Origin of the sequence: Paenibacillus sp. GXUN7292 (assembly GCF_050864975.1) — a bacterium.
GTDB lineage: Bacteria > Bacillota > Bacilli > Paenibacillales > Paenibacillaceae > Pristimantibacillus.
Map to the genome: position 1 here is coordinate 28,607 of NZ_JBOZWO010000001.1, position 22,106 is coordinate 50,712.

General features: G+C 45.6%; 19 protein-coding genes. 16 read left to right on the forward strand and 3 right to left on the reverse strand.

Going from position 1 to position 22,106, the window contains the following annotated elements; all coding sequences use genetic code 11:
- Positions 1 to 117 precede the first annotated feature (117 nt).
- Positions 118 to 885 (forward strand): YetF domain-containing protein, encoded by a 768-nt coding sequence (locus tag ACRRU2_RS00155; RefSeq protein WP_432499571.1) that lies wholly within the window; start codon positions 118 to 120, stop codon positions 883 to 885.
- On the opposite strand, the gene spoVB is transcribed toward ACRRU2_RS00155, so the two are convergent.
- Positions 862 to 2,430, reverse strand: coding sequence for a stage V sporulation protein B (gene spoVB / locus ACRRU2_RS00160; RefSeq protein WP_432499572.1), 1,569 nt, complete (start codon positions 2,428 to 2,430; stop codon positions 862 to 864). The two genes, ACRRU2_RS00155 and spoVB, sit on opposite strands and share 24 nt — an antisense overlap.
- Before the next feature lie 277 nt (positions 2,431 to 2,707).
- Between spoVB and ACRRU2_RS00165 the strand changes: the two genes are divergently transcribed.
- From ACRRU2_RS00165 to ACRRU2_RS00235, 15 genes are all read left to right on the forward strand, one after another.
- Positions 2,708 to 2,947, forward strand: a complete 240-nt coding sequence (locus ACRRU2_RS00165) for a post-transcriptional regulator (RefSeq protein WP_432499573.1) — start codon at positions 2,708 to 2,710, stop codon at positions 2,945 to 2,947.
- A gap of 129 nt (positions 2,948 to 3,076) precedes the next feature.
- Positions 3,077 to 4,324 (forward strand): protein translocase subunit SecD, encoded by a 1,248-nt coding sequence (secD, locus tag ACRRU2_RS00170; protein WP_432499574.1) that lies wholly within the window; start codon positions 3,077 to 3,079, stop codon positions 4,322 to 4,324.
- Complete coding sequence (gene secF, locus ACRRU2_RS00175; RefSeq protein WP_331696999.1) at positions 4,314 to 5,231, forward strand: protein translocase subunit SecF; 918 nt, start codon at positions 4,314 to 4,316, stop codon at positions 5,229 to 5,231. Before secD ends, secF begins: the two co-directional genes overlap by 11 nt.
- A gap of 47 nt (positions 5,232 to 5,278) precedes the next feature.
- On the forward strand, positions 5,279 to 5,803 hold the full coding sequence (locus tag ACRRU2_RS00180; RefSeq protein ID WP_331696998.1) for a cation transporter dimerization domain-containing protein: 525 nt from the start codon (positions 5,279 to 5,281) through the stop codon (positions 5,801 to 5,803).
- Between the two features lie 23 nt (positions 5,804 to 5,826).
- Positions 5,827 to 7,869, forward strand: coding sequence for a single-stranded-DNA-specific exonuclease RecJ (gene recJ, locus ACRRU2_RS00185; RefSeq protein ID WP_432499575.1), 2,043 nt, complete (start codon positions 5,827 to 5,829; stop codon positions 7,867 to 7,869).
- Positions 7,870 to 7,901: 32 nt separating this feature from the next.
- Positions 7,902 to 8,417: an adenine phosphoribosyltransferase gene (locus ACRRU2_RS00190; RefSeq protein ID WP_432499841.1), complete on the forward strand. Its 516-nt coding sequence runs from the start codon at positions 7,902 to 7,904 to the stop codon at positions 8,415 to 8,417.
- Positions 8,418 to 8,732: 315 nt separating this feature from the next.
- A complete protein-coding gene (locus tag ACRRU2_RS00195; protein ID WP_331697320.1) occupies positions 8,733 to 10,916 on the forward strand; it encodes a RelA/SpoT family protein in 2,184 nt (727 codons plus the stop codon).
- Positions 10,917 to 11,043: 127 nt separating this feature from the next.
- Positions 11,044 to 11,487: a D-aminoacyl-tRNA deacylase gene (dtd, locus tag ACRRU2_RS00200; protein WP_331696996.1), complete on the forward strand. Its 444-nt coding sequence runs from the start codon at positions 11,044 to 11,046 to the stop codon at positions 11,485 to 11,487.
- A gap of 74 nt (positions 11,488 to 11,561) precedes the next feature.
- On the forward strand, positions 11,562 to 11,732 hold the full coding sequence (locus ACRRU2_RS00205; RefSeq protein WP_432499576.1) for a hypothetical protein: 171 nt from the start codon (positions 11,562 to 11,564) through the stop codon (positions 11,730 to 11,732).
- A gap of 445 nt (positions 11,733 to 12,177) precedes the next feature.
- A complete protein-coding gene (locus tag ACRRU2_RS00210) occupies positions 12,178 to 12,960 on the forward strand; it encodes an MgtC/SapB family protein (RefSeq protein ID WP_432499577.1) in 783 nt (260 codons plus the stop codon).
- A 2-nt stretch (positions 12,961 to 12,962) separates the two neighbouring features.
- Positions 12,963 to 13,826, forward strand: a complete 864-nt coding sequence (locus tag ACRRU2_RS00215; protein WP_331696993.1) for an MBL fold metallo-hydrolase — start codon at positions 12,963 to 12,965, stop codon at positions 13,824 to 13,826.
- 433 nt (positions 13,827 to 14,259) lie between these two features.
- Positions 14,260 to 15,519 carry a histidine--tRNA ligase gene (hisS, locus tag ACRRU2_RS00220; protein ID WP_331696992.1) on the forward strand — a complete coding sequence of 420 codons (1,260 nt, stop codon included), beginning with the start codon at positions 14,260 to 14,262 and terminating at the stop codon, positions 15,517 to 15,519.
- Positions 15,520 to 15,588: 69 nt separating this feature from the next.
- On the forward strand, positions 15,589 to 17,379 hold the full coding sequence (gene aspS, locus ACRRU2_RS00225; protein WP_331696991.1) for an aspartate--tRNA ligase: 1,791 nt from the start codon (positions 15,589 to 15,591) through the stop codon (positions 17,377 to 17,379).
- Between the two features lie 33 nt (positions 17,380 to 17,412).
- Entirely contained in the window at positions 17,413 to 18,162 is a 750-nt protein-coding gene (locus ACRRU2_RS00230; protein ID WP_331697319.1) for a tRNA threonylcarbamoyladenosine dehydratase, read from the forward strand.
- A gap of 252 nt (positions 18,163 to 18,414) precedes the next feature.
- Entirely contained in the window at positions 18,415 to 19,719 is a 1,305-nt protein-coding gene (locus ACRRU2_RS00235; protein WP_331696990.1) for a replication-associated recombination protein A, read from the forward strand.
- Between the two features lie 658 nt (positions 19,720 to 20,377).
- Here the strand turns inward: ACRRU2_RS00235 and ACRRU2_RS00240 are convergent.
- Complete coding sequence (locus ACRRU2_RS00240; protein WP_432499578.1) at positions 20,378 to 21,463, reverse strand: copper resistance D family protein; 1,086 nt, start codon at positions 21,461 to 21,463, stop codon at positions 20,378 to 20,380.
- A complete protein-coding gene (locus ACRRU2_RS00245) occupies positions 21,463 to 22,053 on the reverse strand; it encodes a copper resistance protein CopC (protein WP_331702143.1) in 591 nt (196 codons plus the stop codon). Before ACRRU2_RS00245 ends, ACRRU2_RS00240 begins: the two co-directional genes overlap by 1 nt.
- Between the last annotated feature and the right edge of the window lie 53 nt (positions 22,054 to 22,106).

Here is a 22,106-nt window from a genome sequence, read left to right on the forward strand (position 1 = left end):
GTACAGCATTCCAAGCATGCTGCCATATTTATGTATACTTTCTTTTGCATGTTGTTGCACGCAACAGGTCAGAATAGCTGTACATGCCTATGCGCTAAAAAATTGGAGGTGATGGGAATGGAATTGTGGAGTCTGTTTCTGCGCACAATTATTACGTATATTATCGTATTTCTCATCATGCGTTTAATGGGAAAACGTGAAATTGGCAAGCTATCCTTGCTTGATCTTGTTATTTCCTTCATGGTAGCTGAAATTGCTGTCATTGTAATAGAAGATTTGGATCGGTCGTTGTGGGAAGGAATCGTACCTATGGCTACATTAGCCATCATTCAAATAACGACTGCCATCATATCGCTGCGCAGCCGCAAGCTCCGCATCTGGTTTGACGGCAAACCGAGCGTCATTATTGCCGATGGGCAGATTTATCATGATGTGATGCGCAAACAACGTTACAATTTGGATGATTTAATGCTGCAATTAAGAGAAAATCAGATTACATCCGTAGAGGATGTAGCTTTTGCTATTTTAGAAACGAGCGGTAAGCTTTCGGTCATCCCTAAGGAAGACAACAGAGCTGATCCTGAGGATGAGATAAAGCAGGTAAACAAAAACGAGCATGCAGAACATAAATGCATTGAAACTAAGCCATCGATTATTCCGGCAGGCTACCGTTTTGAGATATTGCCAATTCCATTAATTATGAACGGCAAGGTACAGGATGAAAATTTAGATAAGCTGGACAAAAATCGTTTTTGGCTGAAAAATATTATGCAGGAGCATTCGATCAGAGATTTCAAGGATGTATTTTTTTGCTCGATAGACCATCGGGGCGAGCTATATATCAACACGGTGAACAATAAGCTATTTAAACCAACGCCCGATTAGCGGAATGCGTATCACATCGAAACGGTCGATAAACTTCATCCAGATCATCAGCAACAAATAGACGGTGATGCTCGCCATACAGGCGATAATCAGGTTCAAATATTCCAAACTGAGCAGCTCCTTATTCATTACAAATTTAGCGGCTGCTCCCATAATTATCATGGCGGCGCCAACCTTTGCGAAATCAAGCAGCTTCATTTTAAAACCGATGTGGCGCAGCACGCTGATGCCGTGTAAAAGTGTAACGAGTATGGTGTTCACATTAATGGCGATAAGAGCGCCATATATACCGAGCGATGGCTGTGAGGCCAGCTGAACAATCAAGGTAAGCTTGACAACTGCGCCTATGAAAGTATTCGTTAGAGCCGTTCCAGGCCGGTTAAGCGCCTGCAGCGCAGCCTGCAAAGGAGCCTGCAAATAAATAAAAATTCCGATTGGCGCCATAAGCTGCAGCATTGGCGCATATTCGCCGTGAGCGTATAAAATACGGCATAGCGGCTCTGCAAATAATGCCATCACGACGATAAACGGTGCGCCTGAAACTAGCGCAAGACGCATCGATTGATGCAATCGTTTTTGAATCAGGCCGAATTCACCTTTGGCAGCAGCTTCTGAAAGGGATGGGACAAGCGATACAGCAAGCGATTGCGTAAGAGCGGTTGGCAGTAAAATAAGCGGTATAATCATTCCCTGCAGCGCTCCGTAATGGGCGGTAGCGATTCCTGTTGCTATTCCGGCGGCTGCCAGAGAGCGAGCGATAAAAATAGACTCAAACAAATAGGATAAGGATCCGACCAGCCTGCTGCCAGTAACGGGAATGGACAGGCCCAGCAAACGGCGGAGCACTTTTGGCGGCTTTTCGAAGATTTCATTTTTTTTATTAGGCTGGCTGGCCGCAGCCAGCTTTTCTTTTTTCTTCTCTGAATAATATTTCCACAAATAAACTGCTAATCCGCCCAATTCGCCGATTGTAACGCCCAGCATCGCTCCCGCAGCAGCCCATTCTAAGCCTAGAGGAAGCAGTAAATAAGCAAATAGCAAAGAAAAAATGATACGGATTATCGTTTCAATCGTTTGGGACAATGCGCTTGGAATCATATTTTGCTTGCCTTGAAAATAGCCGCGGTAAACAGCTGATACGCCTACAATAAGCAGCATTGGCGACATCATGAAAAACGTCCGATACACTCGAGCATCCGGCAAGACGTACTTTGTAATAATTGGCGCAAAAATAAGCATAACTGCAGTTAAGAAAGCGGCAATTGAAATGCTGAGCAGCATAGCGGTTCGGAAAATATGCTTTACGCGGGCATGATCGCCCTTTGATTCCGCTTCTGCTATCCATTTGGCTATAGCAAGCGGTATGCCTCCTGTAATAAAGGTTAGCATAACGATCAAAAACGGATAGCTGAGCTGATATAAGCCGACACCTTCTGCTCCGATAATTCGCGGCAGCGTTATGCGGGGAACGAATGCAAGCAGCCTGTTAATAATTCCTGCTGCAAGCAGAATCATAGCTCCTTTAATGAATGATTGCTTGGTCATTGGGCGCCCTCATTTCAAATATCGGTAATGGCGGCACAAAAATTTCTAAGAGTGCCTGTACTATATGCTTATGCACAGCATGTACATTTACATGTCTGTCATTTAAGCACTAAGATTTATAAGTTTCGCTATATATTGTTCTTGGAGTTCACGTAGAAACCGTGGTCCTCGAATAAGGACGCCATCGGACATTTCGCAACAATTTTAAGTTGAAGCAGGAAAAAAGAAGACAAAAGGCGAATTACGAACTATGGTACTATTATGATGGAGGTGCGGTATGGCGGATACTGAGCTGGATGAAATGATTGAGGAGTTGTGCAGCAGCAAGGCTGAGGAATTCCGACTTATCGGCTACGATAATATAACTGCAGAAGAAATATGGCAATGCGTCAGTGCTCCGTATGCCAAGAAGGGTCGGCCGGCGCTTCATCAGATTGTAAATGATATTTTGTCGTTGAAAATTACGCAATTTATGAATTTCATGACGATGAGCGCTTTTAAAGGCACTTTATTTTAAAATGCTCCTTCTTGGCCGCTGCAAGAAAACATGCCGCATTTTATGCTAGGCATGTTTTTCTTTTTTTTGACTCATTTTTGAAGCATCTGTATAATAGGACTATTGAGACCATAAGGGGGATTAAGTCGTATGCACGGGAAGAGATTCGTTGCCTTCCTTGGGATCGTGGTTATTTTGTTCGGCGTAATTGCTTGGACAAGCCCGTCTTTAGTGAAGGATGTAAGGCTTGGCCTGGATTTGAAGGGCGGCTTCGAAGTATTGTATGAAGCGGAGACGTTTCAAGAGGGCGGTACGGTAACGCCGTCGCTTCTAAAGGAAACTGCCAAAAACTTAGAAAAAAGGATTAACAGCACAGGTGTTGAAGAGCCTGAAATTACGACAGAAGGAACGAATCGCATTCGCGTGAAGCTTGCTGGAGTAGAGAATGAGGAAGAGGTCCGCGCGCTGCTTGCTAAGCCGATTCGACTAACCTTCCGCGGTCCAGATGGCAAAATTGAGCTCGAAGGCACTGACTTTAAGCAGGACGGTGCTGGCGTTGGCAGAGATAACATGAACAATCCAGTTGTTACAATCGAGCTGGTTGATGCTGCCAAGTTTGAGGAAATTACAGGCAGACTTTCCAAGCAAGCGCCACCAAATAATTACTTAGCCATTTATCTGGATGAAGAGGAGCTGTCACGTCCAAGCGTAAATTTTGCGATACCGGGCGGCTCTGCTCAAATTCAAGGCAACTATACTACGAAAGAAGCAAAGGATCTTGCTGATTTAATTAATCTCGGAGCCCTGCCGCTTAAGCTTAACGAAAAGTATACACAAAGCGTGGGCGCAACCTTGGGACAAGCCTCGCTTACAAGCACTGTTGAAGCAGGTGTTATCGGAAGTATTATCGTGCTCGTATTTTTAATTGTAATATTCCGCATTCCTGGTGTAGTAGCTGCTATTTCTGTCATTTCTTATACATGGCTGCTAATTCTAGTATTTAATTTATTAAATGTCACGTTAACTTTGCCGGGGATAGCGGCTTTCGTGCTCGGGATCGGTATGGCGGTCGACGCCAATATTATTACTTACGAGCGGATCAGAGAAGAAATTCGCAGTGGGAAAAGCTTGCTGTCTGCTCTGAAGGCCGGCTCGAAAACTTCGCTTAGAACGATTATGGATGCGAACATTACGTCTATCATTGCAAATATTGTACTTTACTATATCGGCAATGGCGCCATCCGCGGTTTTGCTTTGACGATGATTTTCAGCATCGTAGTAAGTATTTTGACCAATATTATTTTCTCGCGTTTCTTAATTACACTTATTATTCGCAGCAACGTATTTAAGAAGCCAACCTACTTTGGAGTAAAGGAGTCAGAAATCCGTGAACTTTAGTGAAAAAATCTACTACGATTTTATTAAAAATCGAAACAAGTTTTTTCTGTTCTCCCTTATTCTAGTTGTTGTCGGCATCGCATCTTTATTTATTGTAAAGCTTAACTTCGGTGTTGATTTCAGCGCAGGGACGAATATGGACATTGCCACGCAAAAGGCAACCAATAAAGAAGAAGTCGACCAGATCATGAGTAAATTTAACTTCGACTATATCGCTACTGTAGGCGGAACGAATGATGAGCGCGTAACGATCCGCTTCAAGGAAGTGCTGGCTCAAGCTGATACGAATGCAATTAACAGCGCATTTAATGAAAAGCTTGGCACTGACGTATCGTCTGAGGTAAATATTGTATCGCCGGACATGGCCCGCGAACTCGGCATTAAGACGATCTGGGCAATATTAATTGCCAGCCTTGGCATCATGCTATACGTTATGCTTCGCTTTGAATGGCGCATCGCCCTTGCTGCAAATCTTTCGATTTTATACGACGGCTTCGTCGTTGTCGCTCTGTTCTCGATTTTCAGATTAGAGGTAGACCTGCCATTAATTGCGGCTGTCCTTACAACAATTGGTTATTCGATCAACGATAAAATTGTTATATTTGACCGCGTTCGCGAAAATATGCGTTTTTCCAAATCCAAAAAGCCCGACCAGCTTGCCCTGATTATTAATCGAAGCATTTGGCAAACGATGGCTCGTAATATTTATACGGTATTGACTGTATTTATCGTTGCGCTTGCGATTTACTTATTCGGAAGTGAGTCCATCAAGCTGTTCTCACTCGCTATTCTAATAGGGCTTGTAAGCGGCGCTTACTCTTCTATTTGCTTGGCGAGCCCGTTATGGTATGTGTTTAAAAAGAATCAAAAAGAAAAAAAACCAGTCAAATCTCAGACTGCATTATAATATAGGTATTTTAGCTCCTCGCTGCTGTCAGAACAGCGCTATCATGGATGCGAACGATTAAGGGCGGCATTGCCGCCCGCTTCTTTGTATTGGCATACATAGTGGACAAGGCAAGTCCTAACAGCACATTATTGCAGGAGGGAATTATGTCTGGAGCGAAGCAACAGCAAATGAGAAACAGAGATGGTGAAGATAAGGTGACATTTTGGAAAAAAATTATGTTAGCGATTATGCCAAAGAGTAAGATACGGCGATATGCAATAGCTGAGATTGAAGAAGATTCAGGCGAGCTGCTGCAATTTGTACAGCGCGTTCCCGGAGTAATCAGCGTAGAATCACTGCGTGCCAAAGAGCAGGGGCACTATGTGGTAGCTGACGTTGTTATTCATGTCAATCCCAAAATAACGGTGCAGCAGGGCCAGGAGATTGGACGCCGTGTGAAGCTGCTGCTTATGCATCGCTTTCATCATATAACTGAAGTGTCGGTGCGTGTCGAGCCCTATGATGGCGGCTATCCTTATAATACGAATTATGAGTTGAATGATGAGCAGGCACCAACGTTGCTGCAATAAGGAAGCAAAGGGGGAAAAGCCTGATGATAGAGCGCAGAACTAGGTGGTCTGTCGCAGATTGGAGCAACGAGCAGGAAGGACTTGCGCTTACGTTGTCCAAGCAATTGAACTTATCCTTACTGGTTACAAGATTATTGGTCAAGCGAGGCTATTCAGAGCAAGAGTCAGCCAGCAGATTTCTTAGCTGTACTGTTGAGCAATTGCATGATCCTTTTTTATTAAAAGGGATGGAGCAAGCGGTTAACAGGCTGAAAAAGGCTATAGAAAACAATGAAAAAATTCGAATATATGGCGATTATGACGCAGACGGGGTCACAAGCACCTCGCTGCTCATTCGTCTGTTTGCATCGTTAAATTGCCGGTTTGATTATTATATTCCCCATCGTGAGAAAGAAGGCTATGGCCTTAACAGGGGAGCAATTGAACAAGCTGTGCAGGATGGAATAGATTTAATGGTTACGGTCGATACAGGTATTAGTGCAGCAGATGAAATTGATTATGCCAATCAATTATCACTCGATGTCATCATAACGGACCATCACGAACCGCCAGCTGTTATTCCGGCAGCTTGCGCAGTGGTCAATCCGAAGCAGGAGGATTGTCCTTATCCCTTTAAGGGGCTGGCTGGCGTAGGCGTGGCTTTTAAGCTTGCATGTGCGCTGCTTGGAACTATCCCGCGTGAATGGACAGATCTAGTCAGCATTGGCACGATCGCCGATTTAATGCCACTTACAGATGAGAATCGTGTTATGGTGCAAATGGGGCTGAAGCAAATTAACGATTCCGCCGCAATCGGCATTCAAGCGCTTGCTAAAGTGAGCGGCCTGGATATACATGTGTTAACCTCGACGAATATTGCTTTCGGTTTAGCTCCGCGCCTTAATGCAGCGGGACGATTGGAGCATGCGGGACAGGCCGTAGAGCTGCTTATTTCCAATCGTATGGAAGCGGCTTTGGAGCTGGCAGAGCGACTAGATGCCCTCAACAAAGAAAGGCAAGCCATCGTTGAGGAAATTGTAGAGCAGGCTGAAGAACAGTGGCAAGCGAAGCTGGCAGACTGCAGGCGCGGCAGCTCTGACCAACTGAATGCACAGCAGGAGCCGGGAGTTATCGTGCTTGCCGGGGAAGGCTGGAATGTAGGCGTTATTGGAATTGTAGCCTCCAAGCTGCTCGAAAAATATTATAAGCCTGTTATTATTCTCGGAATAGACAGAGCGACCGGCATGTGCAAAGGCTCAGCACGTTCGATTGAAGGCTTTGACCTGCATGCAGCTCTAACAAGCTGTGAGGAATGGCTCGACCATTATGGCGGACATCAAGCTGCAGCAGGCATGAGCATGCGCCGTGAGCATGTGGCTTCTTTCGCAGAAGCGATGTCCGTGCTTGCGTATGAGCGGCTTACTGAGGAAGACTGGATCCCTAAATCTGCAATTGATCTGGCATGTACATTGGAGGAGGCGTCGTTGTCCACTATTGAACAGCTGGCGATGCTGGAGCCGTTCGGCGCCGGCAATCCTTCACCCAAGCTCATGTTCAACAACATTGTTGTAAAGGATCGGCGTGCTATAGGCAAGGACGCGAAGCATTTAAAGCTGCAATTCGGCGCTGGTCAGCAGGTGCTGGACGCGATCGGCTTTGGGGTTGGCCATCATGCTGCACTGCTGAAAGCTGGACATGCAGTAGATGTAATCGGCGAGCTGTCCGTCAATGAATGGAACGGCAGAAGAACGCCGCAGCTGCAAATTAGCGATATACATATGGGATCGCAAGCACTTATGAAATTTCCTGAACGAGAGCAGTTTATACGAGTTTATCAGGAGCTGCGTGTGCTTCAAGCGATTGACGAAGCAGGGGCTGCGGCTAGTCTTGGCAAGCGCTGCGGCATAAGCCATGAGGCTGCGCAGCTTGTGCTTGACGTGTTTGTAGAGCTGGAGTTTATTGAGCGCCAAGGCGGAAGACTGACTGCAGTCGCAGCGCCAGCTCGCAGAGATTTATCGACGTCAAGCCTGTATCAAAGAGTCAAGCGTGTAACTGAGCTACTCAATCGTAAAACAGCTGATATATAAAGAAAGGGTTGAACAGCATGTCTAGTTCATCAATCGATTTTAAATCCTACATTCGTGTTATTCAAGATTTTCCACAGCCAGGCATTCGTTTCAAGGATATTACTACGCTGCTTAAGGATGGAGAGGCTTATCGTGCTGCAATAGAGCAGATGCGCTCCGCAGTTGAACATTTGCAGATTGATCTGATCGCAGGACCAGAAGCGCGCGGCTTTGTAATAGGCGCGCCCCTGGCAATGGCGCTTGGTGTAGGCTTTGTGCCGATCCGCAAGAGCGGCAAGCTGCCGGGTGAAACGATTACAGCCGGATACAATTTAGAATACGGCTCCGATCAGCTGGCGATGCACAAGGATGCGATATTGCCAGGCCAGAAAGTGCTTATTGCAGATGATTTGCTTGCTACAGGCGGCACAATAGCTACGTCCATCAATCTTGTTCGTCAGCTTGGCGGCGAGGTGGTTGGAGCTGCGTTTCTTATCGAGCTTGGCTACTTGACTGGCCGTGAAAAGCTGGATGGCATTGATGTTTTCTCTTTGATCACTTATTCATAATGAGTTCATACGCTAATTAATGGAAGGCCGCTTTTTCCTATCGCATTAGTGATACAATAGGAAAAAGCGGTTTATTTTAAAACAAAATCGTTTTAAAGTTGTAGTCAAAAAACGCCGTCAGGCGTTTCTTTTTAAAATAATAGAAAGTATAAGATTTTCTTCATATCTACAAAATGAGTCGCATCAATCAGTTTTGTATGAAAATTTTTATGAAAGAAAGTTGACGGCTAGCATTATTTACAGGCATAATATTATAAAACTCGGAAAATGCAAGGATGGAAGTCCGCAAGCATATTTTTCAGAAAGGGACATTTCATGGGCATAGAGCAATTACTAGAGAAAGCTTCCGCTTATATGAAAGAGCAGGATATTGCTCGCATCAGGGAAGCTTATAATTTCGCTGAACAGGCTCATCATGGACAAATTCGCAAATCAGGCGAGCCTTATATTGTACATCCTGTAACAGTAGCTGATATCCTTGTAGATATGGGAATGGATGTGCTGTCTATTATTGCTGCTTTGCTTCATGATGTTGTTGAAGATACAACAGTTGATTTGCAGACGGTGCGCTCTAAATTCGGTGATACCTGTGCGATGCTGGTTGATGGTGTAACGAAGCTGGAGAAAATTCGTTTCCTGTCCAAGGAAGAGCAGCAAAATGAAAACTATCGCAAAATGTTTGTAGCGATGGCACAGGACATTCGCGTTATTTTGATTAAATTGGCCGATCGGCTTCACAATATGCGCACGCTTAAATTCCAATCAGAAGAAGCGCAAAGAAGAATAGCCTATGAAACACTAGAAATTTTTTGCCCGATTGCTCATCGCCTTGGTATTTCTGCAATCAAGTGGGAAATGGAAGATATAGCCCTGCGCTATTTGAATCCGCAGCAGTACTATCGTATAGCCAATCTGATGAAAAAGAAGCGGGCAGACCGCGAGTCCTTTATTGAGGATATTATTAGCCGCATCAAAGAAAAGCTGGCAGAGATGGGGATAGAAAGCGATATTTCCGGAAGACCGAAGCATCTGTACAGCATTTACAAAAAAATGACGACCCGCAACAAGCAGTTCAATGAAATTTATGATTTAATGGCTATCCGCATAATCGTTGATAATATTAAAGACTGCTATGCTACACTTGGCATTATCCATACATTGTGGAAGCCTATGCCAGGCAGATTCAAGGATTATATTGCTATGCCCAAGGCCAATATGTATCAGTCGCTTCATACGACGGTAATTGGTCCTAATGGCGAGCCCACCGAAGTGCAAATCCGCACATGGGAAATGCACCGGACAAGTGAGTACGGTATCGCGGCGCATTGGGCATACAAGGAAGGCATGCTTGTGCCTGACGGCACCTTTGAGGACAAAATGTCCTGGTTCAGAGAAATTATCGAGCTGCAGCATGAAGCGCGCGATGCTTCTGAATTTATGGAATCCCTCAAAATGGATTTCTTCTCGGATCTTGTTTTCGTATTTACGCCAAGCGGAGAAGTGATTGAACTGCCAGCCGGATCGGTACCGCTTGACTTTGCCTATCGTATTCATACTGAAGTCGGCAATAGAACGATCGGCGCTAAGGTTAACGGCCGGATTGTTCCGCTTGACCATAAGCTCAAAACAGGGGATATTGTTGAAATATTAACGTCCAAGCATTCTTATGGCCCGAGTCAGGACTGGGTCAAAATCGCTCAATCCTCGCATGCCCGCAGCAAGATTAGACAATGGTTCAAGAAGGAAAAGCGGGAAGAGAATGTTGCAAAAGGACGCGAGCTGCTTGAGCGTGAAATTAAGCGTCTTGGTTTGGACCCTACAGCATGGATGCAGGAGGATAAGCTGCTCGAGGCAGCGGCGAAATTTGCATTTAATGATCTGGAAGATATGATGTCTGCAATCGGCTTTGGCGGTATTACGGCCGCCCAAATTTGTACAAGGCTGACCGAAAAGCTGCGCAAAGAGGCAGAAGAAGCCAGTCAAATCGAGCTTAGCAGTGAAGTGAAGGAGCTCAAGGCTCCCGGTTCATCGCGCAAAAACAGGCCGACGCACGGCGTCACTGTGAAAGGCGTCGACAATTTACTCGTTCGTTTTGCACGCTGCTGCAATCCTGTGCCGGGTGATCTGATTATCGGGTATATTACAAGAGGCAGGGGTGTTTCCGTACATCGTATGGATTGCCAAAACATCCCGTTCGGCAGCGAGGACGAGGAAGCGGACCGCGTGATTGAGGTTGAATGGGAGGATTCAGTAGAAGCTAATTATAGCGTAGACATTGAAATTACCGGTCATGACCGCCGCGGATTGCTTAACGAAGTGCTGCAAGCTGTATCCGAAAGTAAAACGAATATATCTGCAGTTACGGGGCGGACAGTAAAAAATAAAATGGCGCTTATTCATATGACTGTTCTCATTAGAAACGTCGATCATTTATCCGCAGTCGTGGAAAAAATAAAAAGAGTACAGGATATATATTCTGTGCAAAGAATTATGCAATAACATAGATGCCAAGGGGAGTACAAGCTGTATTCGGGAGCTTCCTTTGGCTTTTATTTCGTAATAAACATAAGAAGCTTTAAAGGAAGCAGATATGTATGCTTCTTTGACTTTGTAAGGAGTGACAAGGATGAAGGTTGTAGTGCAGCGCAGCAAGCGGGCAAAGGTGACAGTCGATGGAGAAATCGTTGGACAAATCGAGGCAGGACTTACGCTGCTCGTTGGTGTGCAGCATGATGATACAGAAGCAGATGCCATATGGCTTGCTGAAAAAATAGCAGGACTTCGCATTTTTGAAGATGAGAGCGAGAAGATGAATCATTCCGTTACAGATATAGGCGGTCAAATTTTGTCAGTTTCACAGTTTACTTTGTATGGTGATTGCCGCAAAGGAAGAAGACCCAGTTTTACACAGGCGGCCAGACCGGAGGCTGCAGAGCATTTGTATCAATTTTTCAATGATCGCTTGAGACAGCTTGGCTTGCAGGTCGAAACGGGCAAATTTGGCGCTATGATGGATGTTGAGCTGGTCAATTGGGGACCGGTTACTTTGATTGTCGAAAGCCGTGCTTAAAGAAGCCTGAAGCGGGATACAATATACTTAGGCAGCTGCGTAGTCGCCATATTTAATTTTGGAGGAATACGATAATGCGCCAATCCCGCAAGGAAGGGCAAATGACCCATACGATGAAAAGTTTGCAGATGGCTAGTCGCGAGGAGGCGCTGAAACTAATGCGGGCGGAGCAGATGGTTGCTATGGAGTCAGCTGAGGAGTTCGCCGCAAAGCCTGTGCATCCATCGATTAAATTCAAGCGATAGGACAGGCTTGAAACGCTTTCTAAATTGTAATACAGCTGTAATATATCGTTAATGCTTCTTTAACATCCAAGGTCTATACTACTAATAGACCCCCTTTTTAATTATATATTGTATATGGACCTGCACATTGCTGCAGGTTTTTTTCTGTTTTCAGCAGGAAACAGCTTGTATGAGTCTCATTATGAACGCAGCTCGCTTCGTTTTAAAATAAACCAGATGGCATATACTTTAGTTAACGATATAATTTTATGCTTATAAGAAGAATCATGATATGTGGAAAGCGGCTTCTGCCGTATATTGACCGAAAATCAATCGATGAGTATAATTTACTTTATTCAGGGTTGGGTTAAACGCAGTGAAACCTATTCTGTATCCAAGTCCTAAGTAGACGAGGGCTTGGCATATGGATGGGTTTTTTGTATTAAAGAGGAAAGGGGGAGCTTAATTGGAAAATATTTGGACGATATCAGAATATGAGCTGACGATAAGGCTGCTCATATCTGCTTTGTGCGGCGGATTCATCGGATTGGAGCGTGAGCTTAGCAATCATGCAGCGGGCTTTAGGACACATATACTCGTTTGCATTGGTTCAACCTGTATTATGCTTTTATCGATTTACGGGTTTTCGCAATTTGTGGACGAGATCAATGTCAGGGTTGACCCTGCGCGTCTTGCAGCACAAGTTATTACCGGTATCGGCTTCCTTGGGGCGGGAGCGATTATGCGCAATGGATCAATGATCTCGGGACTTACGACCGCTGCATCAATATGGGTTGTTGCTGCAATTGGTCTGTGTATCGGTGCCGGATTTATGTATCTTGCTTTTCTTGCGACGGTACTTGTAGTCATTATTTTGTTTGTTCTTAACAAGGTTGAAAATGCGATGATGCGTCATTGGCGCAAGCGCGAAGTTATGATCCATTTAATTGATCGGCCTGGCGCACTTGCCAATATTACTAGTTTATTTGCTCGTTATGATATTCAAATAAGCAATATGGTTATGAAGTCAGACAGCCGGATGATGGAAGACGGAGTGAAGATGCCGACCATGGAAGTTCGTTTTCAGCTGAAAACGAAAAAACCGAAGTTTTTCTCAATTGTAATGGAGCTTATTGTTGCCAATAAAGATGTTATCGGTATGGAATCGGAATTTGATGTTCGAACGTTAGAACGGAATAAGCAAGCGGATACTGAGCAACTGTCAAAAAATAAAGAAGCTAATTTGTAAAGTTGCCACAATCTGCTGGATACCAAGTAAAGAATGGCCGCATTAAGGTTATGATGGACAATTTCAAAATTGTGGCCGTTCACGTAAGCACTTACAGAAAAAAGTATGGAGGCCGTATGGATATTTATTTGCTTGGAACGGCAAGCGCTGCTGGTGGCGCTGATAGAGAAAATACCTATTTGCTTCTGCAGGATCAGCAAGAATGGGTTATGGTTGATGTAGGGGGAAGCTCTCTGCAAAAGCTGAAAAAGCTGGAAATTTCTTTACATGATATTAGAGATGTCTTATTCACACATTTTCACACGGATCATATTTACGGATTGCCATCCCTTTTATGGGGCATGTGGCTGGCGAAGCGTACGAAGCCGCTGAACATACATTGCGCCGCTGAAAATGAGCCGCGGCTAAGAAGCTGGCTGGAATGGATGGAAGCTAAGGAATGGCCTATTTTGTTCCCAATTCACATTCAGACATTCAATTGGAAGGAAGAGACGGAGCAAATTAAGGGCAATGATGTAACGATTCGAGTATTTCCAAGTAAGCATGGCGTTCCTACTGTAGGGCTTAGAGCACAGTATCAGGATAAAGTCATTATTTATTCAGCTGATACAGCTCTAAATGAACGAATCAATCAAGAAATCAAAATTGATTTGCTCATACATGAGGCTACGAGCGCAATGAATCCGGGACCTACTCATACTGGCCTTAAGGAGCTTGCACAGTTCTACGAGCTTGAGAAAATAGCGCAAGTAGCACTTGTACATTTAACCGATGAAGAGCCTTATGCGTCAGTGTTAGCTGCATTGCCGGAGGAACAAAAGCAAAAAATAAAGCTAGGCTATGATTTGATGAAGCTGAAGGTATAGGCTGCTATGCCAATATATTGACATTTCACGCTTCGACAAGTACAATTAGCTTTTAGAATAGTGAACAATTCGATGATGGGACAAAGTATTCTTGTACGAGTACACAGAGAGGGATGCCAATAGGCTGCAAGCATCCTTATTACGGCAAGGGGAAAGAACCTCCCGGAGAACAATCAGTGAACCGCTGTTTTACCGATTGCATGACATGCATGCGGCAGCAGACACATTAGCTGATATGCGGCTTACGGACGTTAACCGTTATAAGCGAATTTTAGCTTTTTGCAGCTTTTATTCGGAATGTGGGTGGTACCACGAGAACAATATACTCTCGTCCCTTCGGCTTTGCCGTTGGAGCGAGAGTTTTTTTGTTTTTAGGACGTAAGCTCGCTAATAGAATGAACAGCCATTTTAAAAGTATGGAGGGATGAAAGCTATGTTATTTCAAAAGTCGCCAGGCACACAGGATATATTGCCTGGAGTGGTCGAGAAATGGCAGTATGTCGAGCAGAAGGCAAGAGAGCTTGGCAGACGTTACAATTTCAGCGAAATCAGAACGCCGATTTTCGAAGCGACTGAGCTCTTTCAACGCGGCGTGGGCGAAACGACTGATATTGTTGAGAAAGAAATGTATACCTTCACCGATCGCGGCGATCGCAGTATAACGCTTCGTCCGGAGGGAACGGCGGGGGTCGTTCGGTCTTATGTTGAAAATAAGCTGTACGGCGAGCCGGATGTGACAAAGCTTTACTACATTGGGCCAATGTTCAGATATGAACGGCCGCAGGCCGGGCGTTACCGCCAGCTGCATCAGTTTGGTGTAGAGGCGTTTGGTTCAGTTGATCCGGCGTTGGATGCCGAAGTTATTGCGCTGGGCTATTCCTTCTACACTGAGCTTGGCCTCAAGGATGTTCGAGTTGATATCAATTCTGTCGGAACTCCAGAAGTCAGAGCTGCATTCCGCGAGAAGCTGCTAGCCTTTTTGCGGCCGATGAAAGACCAGCTTTGCAAGGACTGCAAGGATCGAATGGAGCGCAATCCGCTGCGCGTGCTGGACTGCAAGGTAGACCAGGACAAATTTACAGAAGCTCCGTCCATTCTCGATAGTTTGGATGAGGAGTGCAGTACGCATTTTAATCAGGTGCAGCAGCATTTAACGGCGATGGATATCCCATTTACGATTGACCATCGTCTAGTTCGCGGGCTTGATTATTACACGCACACTGCCTTTGAATTTAAAGCAGCAGGTATTGGCGCTATTGACACAATCGGCGGCGGCGGCAGATTCAATGGTCTTGTGCAAAGCATAGGCGGGCCAGATCAGCCAGGAGTTGGCTTCGGCATTGGGCTCGAGCGCACCCTTTTAATTCTTGACCATCAGCAGGTTGAGCTTCCTCTGCAAACAGGACTTGACGTCTATGTAGTGGCGCTTGGCGATGCAGCAGTCATGAAATCGGCACAAATTGTTTATGAGCTTAGAAGCAACGGCATCCGTGCTGAACGAGATTATCAAGGGCGCAAAATGAAGGCGCAGATGAAGTCCGCAGATCGCCTGCAAGCCCGTTATACCGCTATCCTTGGTGAGGATGAGCTGGAGCGGGGTGAAATTGCGCTTAAAGATATGGCAGAAGGCTCACAAGTCGTTATTCCGCTTTCAGAGTTGTCCGCTGCAGTACAAAATGGCGCAAAACGTTAACTCAAACACTTCCTGCTCTAAAAGGCAGGCTTAAGTATAAACAAAATTATTGGAAAGAAGGGCATTCAAATGATGCTAAAAACTCATAACTGTGGAACTTTAACGAAGGAGCATGTTGGCCAGACGGTTACACTAAATGGCTGGGTGCAGCGCCGCCGCGACTTGGGCGGAGTACTGTTTATCGATCTTAGAGACCGTTCCGGAATCGTGCAAATTGTATTCAACCCGGATTTTTCCGGCGATGCTTTGGCTATTGCGGACCGCGCACGCAATGAATACGTGCTTGCTGTGCAAGGAACAGTAGTTGAGCGTGATCCAGAAACATTCAATCCAAACCTGAAAACAGGCGAAATTGAAATTCGTGTAACTGAAATCGAAGTGATGAATGCAGCTAAAACACCTCCATTCCCAATCGAAGATGGCGTTGAAGTTGACGAGTCCATTCGTTTGAAATACCGCTATTTGGACCTTCGCCGCCCGGAAATGCAAAAAACATTAATGCTTCGTTCTAAATCAGCAAAAATATTCCGCGACTTTTTAGATGCTGAAGGGTTTATGGATATCGAAACGCCGATTTTGACTAAGAGCACGCCAGAAGGCGCTCGTGATTACCTTGTACCAAGCCGTGTGCACGAAGGCGAGTTTTTCGCATTGCCGCAATCACCGCAAATATTCAAGCAATTGCTGATGGTCAGCGGTATTGAGCGGTATTATCAAATCGCTCGCTGCTTCCGCGATGAGGATTTGCGCGCAGACCGCCAGCCTGAATTTACGCAGGTCGATATCGAGACTTCCTTCCTGTCACAGGATCAGCTGCTTGGCATGATGGAACAACTTATGGCAAAGCTGCTTCGTGAAACTGTGCAGGTTGAGCTTGAGCTTCCGTTCCAGCGAATAACGTATGCAGATGCCATGAACAAGTATGGCTCTGATAAGCCTGACCTTCGCTTCGGTTTGGAAATCGAAGATATTACAGATATCGTAGCAGGCAGTGACGTAAAAGTATTCGCAAGCGTTGCAGCTGGCGGCGGCGTTGTAAAAGCGTTGAATGCTAAAGGCTGTGCGAGCTGGAGCCGTAAAGAACTTGATGATTTGCAGCCGTTCGCAGCGCGCTATGGCGGCAAGGGCTTGGCATGGATTACAGTGAAAGACGGTGAGTGGCGCGGTCCGATCGTGAAATTCCTCAAGCCGGAGGAAATCGCAGCTTTGACAGAGCGTCTGCAGGTTGAAGAAGGCGACTTGCTGACTTTCTCTGCTGATAAACCAAAGGTTGTTGCTGATGTGCTTGGCAATCTGCGCCTAAAGCTTGGGCGTGATCTAGGTTTGATCGACGAGTCCAAGTTCAAGTTTGCTTGGGTAGTAGACTTCCCGCTGCTCGGTTGGGACGAAGAAGCGAAGCGTTATGTGGCTGAGCATCATCCGTTCACTAGACCGAAGGATGAGGATTTGCATCTGTTCGAAACAGATCCAGGCGCTATTCGCGCACAAGCGTATGATTTGGTGCTTAACGGTTATGAGGTTGGCGGCGGTTCTATGCGTATTTTCAAGCGTGATGTTCAAGAAAGCATGTTCAATGCGCTTGGCTTCTCTAACGAAGAAGCACAAGAGAAGTTCGGTTTCTTGCTTGATGCATTTGAATTCGGAACACCTCCTCATGGCGGTATTGCATTCGGCTTTGACCGTCTGGTTATGCTTCTTGCTGGCCGTTCAAACCTGCGCGAAACGATTGCTTTCCCTAAGACAGCGAGCGCGACAGACTTGCTGTGCGATGCTCCTTCTGAGGTTGAGCTATCCCAACTGGAGCAGCTTCATATTCGTACCGTCATTAAACCTAAGCCGGTTGCTGCTGTTGAGCAGTAATTCGTATAAATGCATGAAGGAGGCGGCAAAAATATGCTGCACCAATTTTCACGTACAGAGCTGGCTATTGGTCCGGAAGGACTGGAGCGGCTAAAAGGCAGCACGGTTGCTGTTCTCGGCGTTGGGGGCGTCGGCTCGATTGCAGCCGAAGCGCTTGCCCGCACCGGAGTAGGACGTATTATTCTAATTGACAAGGACGTTGTCGATATTACGAATATTAATCGGCAAATTCACGCCTTGACTACAACGGTTGGGCAGCATAAGGCTGACTTGATGCAGGAGCGTATTAAATTAATCAACCCGGAATGCGATGTCGTTTGCTTGCGTATGTTCTATACGGAGGAAACCTACGAGCAATTGTTCGAGCATAAGCTCGATTATATAGTTGATGCTTCGGATACAATCATTTACAAAGTGCATGTTATTAAAGAATGCTTAACTAGGAATATACCGATTATTTCCAGTATGGGCGCGGCTAATAAGATGGATCCTACGCGTTTTAAGGTCGCCGATATATCCAAGACTCATACGGATCCGATTGCGCGAGTCGTAAGAAACAAGCTTCGCAAGGACGGTATTAAAAAAGGCGTAAAAGTCGTATTTTCAGATGAAGAGCCGATGAAGCCGCGCGAGGATGTTACCCAGCGGATCGTGCCAGAAAATGCGCCTGAAATCCGGAAGGCGCAGCAGCCGCCTGCAAGCAATGCGTTTGTTCCGCCGGTTGCCGGGCTTATTATGGTGAGTGTTGTCATTAAGGATTTAATAGCTGCAAAGGGTGAATAGTTGCAAAGAGAGAATAGCTATAAATGCGCTGAGGATTAGCAACCTTCACCTCTTACAGCAAATTTTATGATGTTATGCAAAGTGCGAGTTTATTGGCCATCAGTGCCTTGAGCTCGCGCTTTTAATTTTAAAAGTGCTGTATGAAGGGATAGGCATCACAGGGATTTAAAAGACGGCAGTTTGAATAAACTGGCGAACGCATGTGCTTGTATGCTATCATTTTCATAATAGACTGTAAGGGTTGTGGGAATTATGGATTTATTTTCGATTCAAGAGGAAGAAGCGCCGCGCGCTCGCTTGCTAGCTGATCGCATGCGTCCAGTTTCCTTGGATGAATATATCGGGCAGGAGCATATTGTTGGTGAAGGAAAGCTGCTTCGCCGAGCGATTGAAGCCGATCAGCTGTCATCTATCCTTTTGTATGGTCCGCCCGGCTGCGGCAAAACGACGCTGGCTCATATTATTTCGCTGCGCACCTCTGGCGAGTTCGTGAAGCTTAATGCCGTTGATGCAAGCGTAAAGGATGTGCGTGAAGTAATTGAGCGGGCGGCTACAAATAAAACTTTGTATGGCAAAAAAACAATTTTGTTTTTGGATGAGGTGCATCGCTTCAATACATCGAGGCAGGATGCGCTGCTGCCGGCAATCGAACAAGGAATTATTATTTTTATCGGAGCTACGACAGAAAATCCGTTTCATCATGTGAATGGCGCATTGCTGTCCAGATCGACACTGTTTCAGCTAGAGCCGCTTGGCAAGGAGCATGCCAAGATCGCTATGAAGCGAGCGCTGGCGGACAAGGAGCGCGGTTTAGGCTTTATGACGCTGCATGTTGAGGAGGATGCTCTGGAGCATATCGCCGCAATGGCAGGGGGCGATATACGCAGAGCGCTTAATGCGCTTGAACTGGCAGCTGTCACAACTCCGTCAGAGCAAGATGGCTCGGTGCGGATTACGATAGAGGTTGCCCAGGAATCCGTGCGGAAGCCTACCGTAAGAGCAGATATGTCCGCGCAATATGATGTGTTGTCTGCTTTTCACAAAAGTGTGCGCGGCTCCAGCGATGCTGCGCTTTACTGGTTTTTGTACGCGGTAGAGAAGCTGGGCATGGACCCCATGACATTTATTAGAAGACTAATTGTCGCATGCAGCGAGGATATAGGGCTTGCCAATCCGCAGGCGATGGTACAGGCTGTTACAGCGATGGATGCCTATCACAAAATCGGCTGGCCAGAGGCAAAGTACAATATTGCACAGGCGATATTGTTTGCAGTGGAGAGCCCCAAGTCTAACGCGGTAGCGGTTGCGATCGGCAATACGATGCAGGCTATCGAATGGAATCCTTCGGCCGATGTGCCGCTGCATTTGAGGGATACTCATTACAGCGGAGCACAGAAGCTTGGGCATGAAGGGTATAAGTATCCGCATGACTATCCGAATCACTATGTGAAGCAGCAATACATGCCGGATCCGCTTCTTGGCAAGAAGATTTATTTTGCAACGGAGCAAGGAATGGAAGAGCGTATTAAGCAAAACCAGCAGCGTCGAGATCGTTGACGCTGCTGGTTTGTTTCTGTGTGCAATTTATTGTTTTATTACGAAGTATTGGCGAGACAGGTGTGTTTGGGTAGTGGACAGAGCTACATGACTACGTGCCCCTTTTTTAACTAAGTGCCTGCCTTTATACGAAATTTCGAATACACTTGGCCGTTTTAAGGTGGCACCGACCATTTCTGTATGATTTTTCATATACATTTGTGTTTTTTGCGGCATTTTAGCATAATGTGTATGAAATTTCATATACAATTGGACGTTTTGAGGTGGCGCTCCCGATTCTGTATGATTTTTCATATACATTTCTGTTTTTTGAGGCATTTCAGTGTAATGTGTATGAAATTTCATATACAATTGGACGTTTTGAGGTGGCGCCGACCATTTCTGTATGATTTTTCATATACAATTGTGAATTTCGGGTCTTTTCGGTTTATTCTGTATGATTTTTCATATACAATCGCTTCCCTATGCTGTGTTTTTTAGTAGGGTCTACAATGAATCCATAGTCCTCTGATAAGCGCTATTTCAATGAAAACAGCTCATCTTAACTTGTAACGAAGCCTAGCCGCTCTATTTGTGAATAAACCACGTTTTAAGTACCATTTGCCCTCAATTCGTTTTGACTTAAAATCGTCTAGCCTCGTTAGATTAGTAAGCTCTCTCACGCTATAGCAAACATTAGACCAAAATAGCCGAACAAGGATGCCAGGAGTCCCATTAACACGGAAAGAATAAGGCGCTGATTGCGATACGTCCATATAACTCCTCCAGCCATTAGCAAGGCAGCAGCAAACATAAGCAAACTTTCCGTATCAAGTGTGAACTGCAGCTGCAAATCGGGGCTAAAGCTGCCCTGATAGAAGCTTTTGAACAGTGATGAAGGAGAGGTTGTCTGCAGCGTATCCTTTACATTATGCGGCGGTGCCTGCTCTCCCATAACAGCTGTTGCAAATAATACAAGAAGTGCAATTAGAGATTCTGCACGCAGCCACCCTCTCGGCTGGAAGTTTTCGTGCTTCTTTATTACTGAGCGATAGATAAAGCCGTTGCTGAAGGCGAACAGCAGCAGTGGCAGCAAAAGCAAATGCTTGATAAGCATCATTTGCCCATAAGGAAGCATCCAAGAATTCAAATATTGCTCTGTGGTAAAGCTCATCAGTAAAAAGCCTGCTGTCAAAGCTACGATTACACAAACGATAGCAACAGGCGAGAACCAGCGCAGAAAGGACTCCCAGTTATTTTGATCGCGGGAAAACCAGCTGATGACGAACAAAATGCCAATCCAGACGGAGACAGACATAAAGTGCAGGGAATGAACGACCAAGCCTTTGAATGTATAAAGGGATGAGGCGTGGCTGCCGAATCCAACCCATACAAATAGCAAGAAAGTGATGAAAAGGGCTATGTACGGCATATGTTTGTCATTTCTGAAAGCTTTCAGCTGCAAAATTAAAAATAACCCGCAGCAGCCAACAGCAGTCCAAAGCCATGCTTTGCCTAAATTAAATTCCAAAATAATGACCTTTGCCATTTCGCCATACGACATTTCTATATCTTTTATTAATGAAACCGTCAGCTGGTGAATTGGCGCAAAGGATAGTATCGGTATCGCTGCGACGATAACAAGCAAAAGAGGATGCGGAACAACGACAGAAGGCCTTCTGTCCTCCGGCACAAGCCGGAGCAGTAAGGCCCCTGTCAATATAGCAAAGCAGATATATAGCAAACCTTCGCTTGCATAAAGCATTATTTTTTCCTCCGGGCTGCCAGTACAATCAGTCCAATGACGATAATTGCTGCAGCGATAACAATATAAATTGTGCTTTTGGACGATGAATCCTTGTCAGCGCTGCTGTCGTCTGGAGCAGCTGAGGGCTGTACGGAAGCAGTAGGCTCTGCTGAAGGCTCAGTTGTAGGCTCGACTGTCGGCTCGGGCGAAGCTTCTGTACCCGGCGTTGCTTCCGGTTCGTTTGAAGGCTCGCTTGCAGCTGTTTTAACTTCAAATGTGTATTGTCCGTCAACCGCATGCCCGTCAGCGCCGATAATCGTCCATTTTACGGTATATTCATCGTTGGCAAGCGTGTCTGGAACCGTTCCTGACAATACTGCGCCATCCACTTTAATATCGCTAATGTTCATTTGCTCATCGCTGGAATTGAATAGCTTGAAAGTGCTCAGCTTCTCTATTTTTGTATTGAATGTCATTTGAATCGACTGCGGAGAAGCTTCTACTACAGATTCCTTGTCGGGAATTGCGTTCTCCAGCTTGGAATGGGCAAGGGCGGTGCCAGGCAGCATTACTAATAAAGCCAGCACGAGCCATACTATTTTTTTCATTTTGTTTGACCTCCTAATGATGTTTCATTCATGCAGCTGCTTAAGCAGAACGG